The following is an 11,981-nucleotide window of genomic DNA, read 5'->3' as shown; positions in this document are numbered from 1 at the left end:
GCAGCCTACAAAACAAAAAACAAATCTCAAAACCAAAGAACCGTGGGGCGCACGGTCTTAAAGCTCAGTTAATGTCCTCATAGAGGAGTCACTGAGAAGCCCACACTCACCTGAAAGGGAGTGTGTGGAGTACGTCACTTAAGGCTATAGCAATACAATTGAACCTGAGTTCGGTGTTAGGAGTTTCTCCTTTGGAGACGCTACGCGAAGGGAGTTATGATTTTTTCAACGAGATCATCAGGGTTTGAGACTCGTACTTGGGGCAGTTTTCCACAAATTATCTTATGTCGAACTCAGTAATTGAGGGTGGGGAAACCCCGCCCCTACAGGTTTTACAATTTACAAAAATTTACAAAGAGTGTATACGGCCATAATGTTGGGTTTCACTATCGCTCAACCCAACCTACATTTAGTTTAAAAGTTGTTGGATAGTGATAGCCAGTTGTTTCAGTTTAACTGGTTTGGTTAAATAATCATTTGCTCCTGCTTCTAAACAGCGATCGCGATCGCCTGTCATGGCCAATGCTGTGAGGGCAATTATCGGTGTATCAATTAAGGTAGGATCGAGGCGAATCTGTCTCATGGCTGCGAGTCCATCCATTTTTGGTATTTGAATGTCCATGAGAATCAAGTCTGGCTGATGAGTTTGTGCCATGTCAATGGCTTCTTGACCATCCCTCGCTACCAGGACGCGATAGCCTCTAGCTGCGAGGTAGCTAAAAAACATAATAATATTGGCTTCGTTATCTTCTGCTAGTAAAATTAGTGGGGCTTGGTTTGCTACTGTCGTCTCCTCTGGGGTATCTATTGTTGAACCAGTGGTTGATTGATAATTGACCATGATTTCTGATGAGGAAGAACAGGGTAGTTCGATGGTAAAGCAACTACCCACACCTAGTTCACTAGTTAATCCCACACTACCGCCATGTAATTCGACAATTCGCTTCACCAATGCCAGTCCTAATCCTGTACCTGTATATTGGCGATTTAAGGCGCTATCTATTTGATTAAAGGGCTGAAATAGTTTATGGACATTTTCTGGAGCGATGCCGATGCCTGTATCAGTAACGGCAATTTTGAGGCTAGGATTATTGATATTCAAGTTAACTTGGCTGACTTCTAGGGTAATGCGTCCCCCTTCTGGAGTAAATTTCACCGCATTATTGAGCAGATTAATTAATACTTGCCGAATCCGTCTTTCATCTACCAATAGGTTAGGGAGATTGTCTTCAACATTGATATGTAGCTGAATATTTTTCTTCAGTGCTTGTTGTTGAATAAATGCTGCGCTGGATCGGCACAGATGACCGACAGAAATTGCTGTTAAGTCCAGTTCGATCTGTCCGGCTTCAATTTTGGCTACATCGAGGATGTCGTTAATCAATTCTAGGAGATGATTACCACTACGTTCAATGGTTTGTAAAGCTTTGAGTTGGCGTTGATTGACTGTACCGATGATATCGTCTTGCAGCACTTCAGTGAGTCCTAAAATGGCGTTGAGGGGGGTGCGGAGTTCGTGACTCATGTTGGCCAAGAATTCGTCTTTGAGCCGGGTAGCACGGGATAATTCTTCGTTGGTGATGGCGAGTTTTTGATTGATTTCGGTAAGCTTTGCTTCTGCTTGCAGACGTTCGGCTAATTCTGTTTGTAACTGGTCGAAAAGATTAGCTTGCTGAATAGCGATCGCTAATTGGTTGGCAATTTGTTGGAGGAGTTGGGCTTCGGAGTCTTTCCAGACTCGTTTTTCTAGGCAAGCATGAACGACTAAAACTCCCCAAAGTCTCTTGTTTTTATCAGCGGCAACCCAGCGATTGTTGTCTCCATCTCGGACTTCTTGTAAAATGGGGGCGACAATTTTGGATTGGATTTGCCCCTCCCAGGAATATTTTCCCAGGCAATCTGTCCAAATATCTTTGATGACATCGGGGATTATACGAGGCTGTCCTTGCCAGTAGTAATCAAGAATTTCTGGAGACCATATTTCATCCTCCCAATGACGGTCTTTGAGTGACACTAAGGAACTAGAAACGGCTTCTTCAACTATTTGACTTTTGCCATCAGCAAAGAGTTGGAAGACGATGACGCGATCGCTCTGGAGTAATTCTTTGATATCAGCCGTCACTGTGGATAGAATATCTTTGATATCTAGGGACTCCCGCACTTTTTGGACAATTGTCCCCAGAGTGCGCTGTTGTTGTAACTGCCGGAAGATTTCTGCTTCTGCCTTTTGGCGGATGATCAGTCCTGATTGAGCTTGTGCATATAAATTTGCCTGATAAATAGCGATCGCCACCTGACTAGCAATTTGTTCTAATAATTCGATTTCCGCCGCTGTCCAGGCATAAGGCTCACTATTTTGGTACATTCCCAACAAACCCCACAGGGAGTCACCCATAAAAATAGATGTAATTGCATAGGCTCTAGCCTGAAACTGTTGCAAAAGCTGAATATGACAGGGCTGTAAATTAGCCTGATAAATATCATTAACTGCCCAGGTTTCGTGATTTTTAAATCTACCTCCTTGAGTTTCCTGGAGATAAGTATCTGTCCATATAGGATTGATATCAGAACCCACGAGTTTTGACCAACCGTTAACCACAGCCTCGGTGACAAACTCACCACTCCAGTCGGGTTGAAAGCGGTAAATCACTACCCGATCTACTACCAATAGTCTTCTGACTTCCTGGACGGTGGTATTGAGAATGACGTTGATATCTAGGGATTGGCGAATTGCTTGGGTAATAGTGAAGAGCAACTGCTTGTGTATTGCTTGCTGTTCTAAGACGAGTTCAGCTTCTTGGCGTTGACGCAGTGCGGCTTTCTGTTCACTAATATCTATGATTACACAGATGGTTTGATTGTCTGAGTCTTGAAGAAGTGCTGCTCCGATGATTATGGGAAGCCGACTGCCATCTTTTCGGTAGTATTCCTTTTCCCAAGGATCAATGGAGCCATGTTGGATGAGATCACCCATAGCTGCAAAGTCGGTGGGTAGATATTCTGGTGGAGTCATCGCCAGCCAATCAATTGCCCCAGCATTGAAGTCATCTCTGGTGTAACCCAGCATCTTGAGGAAGCGATCGTTGACACCAGTTACCTGCCCTTGAAAATCGGCAAATAACATACCCACTACATTAGAATCAAACATCCGCCGAAAGCGTAGTTCACTATTTTGTAAGTTAATTTCAGCTTTTTTGCGATCGCTGATATCTTGAAACATCCCCACCACACCAATAATATTATTGGACTCATCTCGCATGGGGGCTTTGTGGGTTTCGATCCATCGAGTTTCGCCGCTGGGGAGAATGAAGATCTCTTCCATTCCTAATTGGGCTACACCTGATTCAATCACTAGTTGATCACTGGCACGATAGGTGTTTGCTTGGTCTGGTGTCAGAGAAAGATCAAAATCAGTTTTCCCAATAATCTCCTGTGGTGATGACAAGTTGAGGGTGTTGGCTAACTGCTGATTGCATCCTAAGAAGACCGACGCTAAATTCTTCCAAAACAGAGGTAGAGGGATTGTATCAATTACCGTTTGAATAAACTGTTGAGATTCCCGCAATTGACACTTTCTTACTTGTAGTTCTCGGGTGCGCTGTTCTACTCTAGCTTCCAAGTCTTGATTCAAGTCATGTAGAATGTCATTGGCTACTTGACGTTGCAATTCAGCGGCGGCTCTGGCTGCAAATACCCTAAGGATGGCGATCGCTTCCCTGCGTACGGATTCCTGTAAGGGTTTTACGTCCAGAATACAAAGGTTGCCAATGGCATGACCATGATCGTCTTTTAAGGCAATACCCAAATAACTATCTGCCTGGATTGTCACCAAGTCTAAATCATCGGGAAAAAGTTCTTGAATTTGGCTTTGACAGTAAAATTCCCCCTCTCTGAGGGCGTATTCGCAGGGCGTATGCGCCAAGTCATAGGAAATTGCTGGCTGTAAAGCTCCATTTGCCCAAAATCCCAAGGTATGAAGTTGATTACCCACCAATTTTGTCACTAGGGCATATTGGACATTTAAGGTTTCGGTGATGTGGCGGACTAAAGCCGGAAAAAATTCCTCTCCGGTGACAGATGCCGTTCCTATTACCAGTTTTTGTAGGAATTTTGCCTGTTGGCGTTCGATCAATTGCGCCTGTAACTGTTCATGGTTGCTGGATTGCTGGATAGCGATCGCTAGTTGCACGGATAATTGTTGCAAAAGTTCCACTTCTGACTCTTGCCACTCGCGGGGATGCTGGCTTTCGGTGGCATTGAGAAAGCCCCAAACTTCCTGATCACACAGAATCGGTACGAGAATTTTGGCCCGGGTTTGCAGTTGAATTAACATATCCCGGTGACAGTCTGACATTGGGGTGGTGTAGATATCTGGAACAACGCGAATCTTTCCTTGGCGATACATTTCCACTTGGGTTTGTGAAAAACAAGCATCTTTGGTTTGTCTTCCGATCAGAGATGGGGAGGAGTTTGTAGACTCGACAACTGTAGTGGCTTCCCCATGGCTATTTAATCGCCAAATACTCACGCGATCGCAACCCAATAATGACCGCACCTGGGTAACTGTTGTCTCCAGAATGGTTTGTAAGCTCAAGGATGAGCGGATTTGGATAGCGATCGCTGCTACCAGTTTTTGTGCTTCTATCTGAGTTTGGATAGCGATTGTCCGGGCGGCAACTTCTTGTTCTAGTTCAATGGCACGGGTTTCTAGGAACTTGATTTTCTCAGCTTCTAACCGCAATACTTTCTCTTTTAATGCTTCTGCCAGTCTGTATAATTCTAAAGGCTTCAGGGCTTGTAAGACATTAGTTTGGGTGACAATTCCTAATAGTTCTCCCTGTGATCCCGTGACAGCTAATCGGCGGACTAAGTGTTGTTCCATGATCTGCTGTACTGCCCACAGGGAATCCTCTGGCGTGACGGAGAAAATTGGTGTACTCATCACTGCATCAGCTAAACAGGTTTTTAGGTTCAAATCTAATGCCTGAAACTGGACAATATCTGCCTGGGTAATTATTCCCACGGGAATTTGTAGAGATTGAGCCTGAATATCGCTATTTTGCACGATTATCACCGAACTTACCCGGTTTTGAGCCATGAGTTGGGCGATCGCCAACATGGAACTATCTGGTGCGGCACAAATTACCTGATTTGTCATGACCTCTGAGACTGTCCGTAACCGTAACAGGTCTATGGAACAAGAGGTTTGTCGTAAACTTTCATGAGTTACCAACCCCAATACCTGATCTTGCGGATTACCGATAATGGCAGAGTTCAATTCTGAGGAGGTCAGCCCGGTAGAAAAGTTTAACATGCGTCTGTAGACATAAATGGAGATATTTTGAAAGCGTGAACTAAGTAGGGTTTGCTGAAAAAGTTGTTTGTGAGGGGAGGGGACAGGTGACAGGTTACAGGTGACAGTTTCAACTATCTGGATATCCTCAATTTTCCGAGGCTAATAATGGTCAGATAGCGATTCCCTTCAATAGAAGACTTATTCAGCAACCCCTAAAGATTGAGTAAGGATCTATAGGACTCCTATTTGATTTTTGAACGGAACTCGGTACACCTTTATATTCTCGAATCCTCTTGCCTCTTGCATGATTGCCTCTTGCCTTCCTACGTAGGAAAATATGGCTAACGCCACGCTATGCCTTCAGCACACTATGTGAACGCTATCAGGAATCAAACCGGATTCCTATATCTATATTACCAACTTCAAATTCACAAGCTCTAGAAACCACATCTGGAGGTAACTTATCAAAACTAATTAATGGTAAATAATCAGGATTATCAATAAGTTCCTGAGCCAATAAATAACCAGCAATTGTCCAAGTTTGATACTTTCTAGCTTGTTTACCAATTAACCTCCCTTTTTTCCCATCATAATATTCTGGCCATTCATCCGCCGATAATCTGACTTTAGCAATTTCAATGGCTTTTTCTGCCAACTGTGGTTTTTTGGTTTTCACTGCTGCTGCTGCTAACATCCACATTAAAACAGGCCAGCTACCAGCATTATGATATGACCAAGGTATATTTTTGGGGTCACATCCTGTCACAACTCGATATTCTTCACCTTGTAAAGCCGGATAACAGATTTTAACAGGCATATCTCCGACTAAATCTTCCCATCGTTTTTCAATCAGATTCATAATTGCTTGGGACTGTTCCTCTGTAGAGAGATCAGAAATTACAGCCATCAAATTTCCCAGGGTGAAGAACCGAGTATCCATTTGTGATGGTCCGACATTTCCCGCAAAATAACCACCTTTTTTTGGTAGCCATTTATCTAACTCATAATAAGGTAAGGAATCGGCATAAATATTGAAAAGATTAACCGCCGTTTTTCCGTATTCCTCACCTTTAAAACGATAAATCGCATTCAGACGGTTAATATCTATCCAGTAATGCTGACGAATATGCCCACATAATAAAGGTAAGCGGTTATCAATTGCTTCCACAATATCCTCATTACCTTTACAAATTAGCAGTTCTCTGGCTGCACGTAAAGCCGCAAAAAATAGCACTTGAATTTCTAGAGGATGGCCATAAATTCCCATGCGTCTGTCTATCATACAAGCGCCATCAGGAACTAATAGCGTCGGGTACATATCAAACCGATTGGCCAAACAGATGTCCATAATTAACCTAATTCCTGTTTGGAATTGTGGTTGATAAGCCAGGGAAGGATCTTTAATAGCAACCACATAAGCACGTAATAAAATTAACCACCATAAACAAGAATCTACAGGTGTGACTCTAGCGATCGCGTGTTCACCAAAATCAGCTTCTAGAAATTCCTCCCCATTGGCAGAAACAACTTTAAAACTGGCTGGAATTAAACCTCTACCGGGTTTATAGGCATCTAGAGCCTTTTCTTTCGGCTGTAACTTTAATGTTTCTTCTAGGAAATTCTTGACAATATCTGTTCTGCCTTTAATCAGAAAAATTAACGCCGAGGAAACAAAATCTCGAATAAAACATTGGTCATAATTCAATGCTTCGACGGATGAATCATAAGCCGCTACAGTACCGACTGGCTGACCTTTGTAGTAGAGAATCGAATTCTCTAAGGACTGCCATGCTTCATTTTCTATAGTTTTACTTGTCTCTAATTTGTTTAGTTGCATTACCAGACTAACTCCATTTAGATAGTAGATTTGTTGGGAGTAAATGTACCTTTAATTATTCTCTAATGCTACTTTCATCATAACTTTGAAATAGCAAATATCAATTTCTTCAAAAATACCAAAATTAAACTCAATACCTTTGCCCAACTTAAAAAAGCCTGAATTCGTAGGTTGGTTAAGAGCCATAACCCAATAAATGCGTCAGGTTGCACTGTCGCTTAAACCAACCTACAAAAAATGGCAAAGGTATTGTAAACTGCATCGTATTTAACAGGTTTTTAAATTTCTAGCAACAAGGATTCTTCTGTATGCAGAACTACCTAAATGTAGTATATCTACTTGATTAGCAATTGGCTATTGCAATGACAAAATAAATTATTCCCCTACAACTTAACAAGTTATAACGTTTTTTCAGAATATGCAATATCAACAGTTAAAAAAATTGGGGGTTTTAAACTGTTCGGCAATTTCTACCCATAAATAGCCTTATGTTACGGAACGTCCATATAATTAACTTAGTCAAGCAAGGGAGTTAATTATATGGAAAACCAAGAAGTGACTACCCCCGTATTGGGGGCAACTACGGGGGGTTTGCCGCTACTATTTCTGGTTTCTCAGAACTGACAACTAAACAATTACCCCAATAAAGCTAAGATTCTAGTATCTGTCAATGAAAATTTTTTAAGCTTTATAGTCAGCGGCAACGGTAAACACACTATGTATGATGTCCTAGATTCCCACGCAGTCCTAGAAGTGTTGCGACCAGTAGAAGATCCAGAACTTCGCAAAAGTCTGGTAGAATTAAATATGATTCGCAACGTCACAATTGATGGTGGCAAGGTTAGTTTCACTTTGGTGTTGACCACTCCGGCTTGTCCTTTACGGGAATTTATTGTCGAAGATTGTCAAAAAGCTGTGAAAAAGCTCTCTGGTGTTACAGATGTGAGTATAGAAGTAACAGCGGAAACACCCCAGCAAAAAAGCTTACCAGACCGCAACGGTGTACCTGGGATCAAAAATATTATTGCTGTTTCTAGTGGTAAAGGTGGCGTTGGTAAGAGTACAGTAGCCGTAAATATTGCCGTTGCTTTAGCACAAGCTGGCGCTAAGGTGGGTTTATTAGATGCAGATATTTATGGACCTAATGATCCTACTATGTTGGGTTTGGGTGATGCGGAAATTAATGTCCGGTCTACAGAGGCAGGGGACATTCTTGAACCAGCTTTTAATCATGGTGTCAAGCTTGTTTCCATGGGCTTTTTGATTGATCGAGATCAGCCAGTAATTTGGCGCGGTCCGATGCTGAATGGTGTGATTCGTCAGTTTCTTTATCAAGTGGAATGGGGAGAACTAGATTATTTAATTGTGGATATGCCCCCAGGAACTGGAGATGCTCAATTAACTTTAGCCCAATCTGTACCAATGGCAGGAGCAGTGATTGTGACTACACCACAAACGGTAGCTTTGTTGGATTCCCGGAAAGGGTTGCGGATGTTCCAACAGTTAAATGTTCCAGTTTTGGGAATTGTGGAAAATATGAGCTATTTTATTCCCCCAGATCAACCGGACAAGCAATATGACATTTTTGGTTCTGGTGGTGGTTCCAAAACAGCCGCAGAATTAGGAGTTCCGCTGTTAGGATGTGTACCATTAGAGATTTCTACCAGAATTGGGGGTGATAGTGGTGTGCCGATAGTTATTGGTGAACCTAATTCAGCCGCTGCTCAAGCATTGAAGGCGATCGCTCTCACTGTAGCAGGTAAAGTTTCCGTTAATGCTTTGACATAAGTAAAAAAGGAGTCACCGAGTCAGGAGTTCAGAAGAAGAAAGAAGAAAGAAGAAAGAAGAAAATTTCTCCCCTACTCCCTACTCCCTACCCCCTGCGCCCTGCCCCCCCTACTCCCTACTCCCCTGCCCAACTTCCTCCTCACACAATGTTATTAAAACCTTCGTTCCCAAAAATGGGTTGGCAATCCTGGCTTAAACCCTGGCAACAAATAGATGGGCTACTATTTCTTCTCCCCGTTGCTGTTAGTATGTTCGGGGGGCTGATGATTCTGAGTACAGAATTAAAGCAACCTGTAACTGACTGGTGGTGGCACTGGCTGATAGCGGCGATTGGTTCAACTATTGCCTTATTTTTAGCTCGTTGCCGTTATGAAAACTTAATGCAGTGGCATTGGTTCACCTACGGGCTGACCAACTTTAGTTTAATAGCTGTGATGCTCGCGGGTACTACTGCCAAAGGCGCACAGCGTTGGATTAGTATTGCTGGTTTTAATGTCCAACCCTCAGAATTTGCTAAAGTAGGCTTAATCATTACCTTGGCTGCATTGTTACATAGGCAGACTGCTTCTACGCTTGAGAGTTTTTTCCGTGTCTTGGCAATTACGGCTGTACCTTGGGCATTGGTATTTTTACAGCCAGACTTGGCAACATCACTGGTATTTGGGGCAATATTTTTAGGAATGCTGTACTGGGCAAACGCTAACCCCGGCTGGTTAATACTGATGATTTCTCCGGTCATAGCAGCAATCTTATTTAGTATATCTTGGCCAATGTCAACACCCATAGTTTTATCTAAGGAAGTATCATTGAGTGTACTAGGTTTAATATGGGCAGTAGCGATGGGAATAGTTGGTTGGGTTAGTCTGCCCTGGAAGCGGTTTGGGATTGGTGCTATTGGATCATTATGTCTTAATCTGCTTGGTGGCGAATTAGGCATTTTTGCCTGGAATCATATCTTAAAGGAGTATCAAAAAAACCGACTTAGTGTATTTATTAACCCTGAACATGATCCTCTTGGCGCTGGTTATCACCTGATTCAATCTCGCATTGCTATTGGCGCTGGTGAAGTTTGGGGTTGGGGTTTGTTTAAAGGTCCCATGACTCAACTGAATTTTGTTCCTGAACAACACACAGATTTTATTTTCTCCGCTGTTGCTGAAGAATTTGGTCTGGTGGGGTGCTTAATTTTACTATCAGTTTTTTGCTTGATTTGCTTTCGTTTACTCCACGTAGCTCAAACAGCCAAAGATAACTTTGGTTCACTTTTAGCTATTGGTGTTTTGTCTATGATTATGTTTCAACTGATTGTGAACGTGGGGATGACAGTTGGTTTGGCACCAGTGGCGGGGATTCCCCTACCTTGGATGAGTTATGGACGTTCGGCGATGCTGACTAACTTTATTGCGATCGGTATAGTAGAATCTGTGGCTAATTATCGTCAACGCCAAAAGTATTATTAAAGAGGAGTCAGGAGTCAGGAGTTCAGGAGTATGGCTAACGCCACGCTGCGCTATCAGGAGTTCAGGAGTTCAGGAGTCAGGAGAGTTTAGGAGAAATAAAGAAGGAACAAGGAGAAGAAGATAAATAATTCTCTCCCCTGTTCCCTGTTCCCTATTCCCTATTCCCTATTCCCTGTTCCCTGTTCCCTATTCCCTATTCCCTAATAAGCATTAAGCTATTAATAGGAAACTATTGAGGGTAAATATGATGATCCTGCCTGGAGCAACTGTTCGCGTCAAAAATCCCGCAGATACATATTATCGGTCTGAAGGACTTGTCCAACGAGTGAGTGATGGTAAAGTGGCTGTATTATTTGAAAGTGGTAATTGGGATAAAATAATTACTTTCCGCTTAACAGAATTAGAACCTGTTGAAACTACAGTTCCGAAAAAGGGAAATAGTAATTGATTCTTTAGTCATTAGTCAGTGGTTATTAGTTATTTACTAAGACTATTGACTAATGGCAATTTAAAAAAAATTCTGCAATTCCTATAAGTAATGCGACAGAGTTAATTACACAAATGATTTTGCTGTTCCCTATTCCCTATTCCCTGTTCCCTGTTCCTTAACTGCTTATGCGTCTACCTTTACCACAGTTTGCTATTGAAAATCGCCATCCTCATCACTTTGCAGAGATAATTGAAACGACAAGTACGGAATTTTTGGCTCAGTGTTTAGAACCAGAAGACTTAAGTTTTCCACCAATGCCAGCTTTTGGGAGTTGGGTTTGCGCTGTGGATGAAGAATCGGGTAATCAAGTTTATGCTGTAGTTTATCATGCCACAACTATGCCCATTGATTCTGTACATCGGGCGGTTGCACTAGGATTATCTTTAGAAGCTTTGCGTGAGGAACAACCCCAGATATTTTCTATGCTCAAAACTGAATTTCGAGCGGCGATTGTGGGATTTAAGGAAAAGTCTGTAAATATAGGTACTAATGGCAGAGTATATCAATACTTGCCACCCCGTCCGCCACAAATTCACCAGGCTGTTAATCATTGTCAGGCAGAAGAAATTATTCAGTTTACGGAAGAACTAGATTTTTTACGAACATTACTTTTTATTAGTGGTGCGCCTGTAGATTCTTTAGCTGCTGCCGCTATTCGAGGAGTATATCAGTTACGAAAAACTGACCGAGAATGGTTGATTAAAGCTGGACGACATCTGAGTATGTTACTCAAAGATGATTATGACAGGTTGCGCTATATTTTAAGTCAAATTCATCCTTAATATTTGATTTACACAATCCCAAATCATTAAAGATTTGAGAAAAAAAGGTGACAAAAATTGCATCTGTGCAAAATATTAATTGGATGCGAAGAGATATATCGAGATGGTTTAGAAAGGTGGGAATTGAGTTTTAACCTTATGATTTACGTCATGGTTGTGCAATTCGAGCGCATCTTCAGGGAATACTAATAGGACTTACGCATTGACAAAAAAATGAATCTATGTTGATGAAGCAGCACAAGCATTGGTAAGATTGTCCACAATGTAGTCGCGCACAACTAAAGTGAATAAGTTTCTTTGCACTTCATACCAATTAGAAATTATGTTT

General features: G+C 42.1%; 7 protein-coding genes and 1 pseudogene. 5 read left to right on the top strand and 3 right to left on the bottom strand.

Annotated features, from left to right (window positions below):
* Positions 1–409: 409 nt before the first annotated feature.
* The 3 genes from PN471_RS05825 to PN471_RS05815 form a co-directional block, all read right to left on the bottom strand.
* Positions 410–5,314, bottom strand: a complete 4,905-nt coding sequence (locus tag PN471_RS05825) for a GAF domain-containing protein (RefSeq protein WP_271776035.1) — start codon at positions 5,312–5,314, stop codon at positions 410–412.
* A 364-nt stretch (positions 5,315–5,678) separates the two neighbouring features.
* Positions 5,679–7,133: a glycoside hydrolase 100 family protein gene (locus tag PN471_RS05820; protein ID WP_271776034.1), complete on the bottom strand. Its 1,455-nt coding sequence runs from the start codon at positions 7,131–7,133 to the stop codon at positions 5,679–5,681.
* A 51-nt stretch (positions 7,134–7,184) separates the two neighbouring features.
* Positions 7,185–7,319, bottom strand: a complete 135-nt coding sequence (locus PN471_RS05815; RefSeq protein ID WP_255539990.1) for a hypothetical protein — start codon at positions 7,317–7,319, stop codon at positions 7,185–7,187.
* A 531-nt stretch (positions 7,320–7,850) separates the two neighbouring features.
* On the opposite strand from PN471_RS05815, the gene PN471_RS05810 reads away from it, so the two are divergent.
* The 5 genes and pseudogenes from PN471_RS05810 to PN471_RS05790 form a co-directional block, all read left to right on the top strand.
* Entirely contained in the window at positions 7,851–8,921 is a 1,071-nt protein-coding gene (locus PN471_RS05810) for an Mrp/NBP35 family ATP-binding protein (RefSeq protein WP_193898514.1), read from the top strand.
* A 146-nt stretch (positions 8,922–9,067) separates the two neighbouring features.
* Complete coding sequence (gene rodA, locus PN471_RS05805) at positions 9,068–10,381, top strand: rod shape-determining protein RodA (RefSeq protein WP_271776033.1); 1,314 nt, start codon at positions 9,068–9,070, stop codon at positions 10,379–10,381.
* 247 nt (positions 10,382–10,628) lie between these two features.
* Positions 10,629–10,829, top strand: coding sequence for an NAD(P)H dehydrogenase subunit NdhS (locus tag PN471_RS05800; RefSeq protein ID WP_271776036.1), 201 nt, complete (start codon positions 10,629–10,631; stop codon positions 10,827–10,829).
* Positions 10,830–10,996: 167 nt separating this feature from the next.
* On the top strand, positions 10,997–11,653 hold the full coding sequence (locus PN471_RS05795; RefSeq protein ID WP_271776032.1) for an HAS-barrel domain-containing protein: 657 nt from the start codon (positions 10,997–10,999) through the stop codon (positions 11,651–11,653).
* A pseudogene (locus PN471_RS05790) lies at positions 11,653–11,784 on the top strand (site-specific integrase); the annotation flags it as partial. The gene PN471_RS05795 and the pseudogene PN471_RS05790, both read left to right, overlap by 1 nt.
* Between the last annotated feature and the right edge of the window lie 197 nt (positions 11,785–11,981).

It is taken from the genome of Aphanizomenon sp. CS-733/32 (assembly GCF_028330045.1).
GTDB classification, from domain to species: Bacteria; Cyanobacteriota; Cyanobacteriia; order Cyanobacteriales; family Nostocaceae; genus Dolichospermum; species Dolichospermum gracile.
Note: the sequence above shows the minus strand (reverse complement) of the source record. Positions and strands in the feature narration are given on the sequence as shown.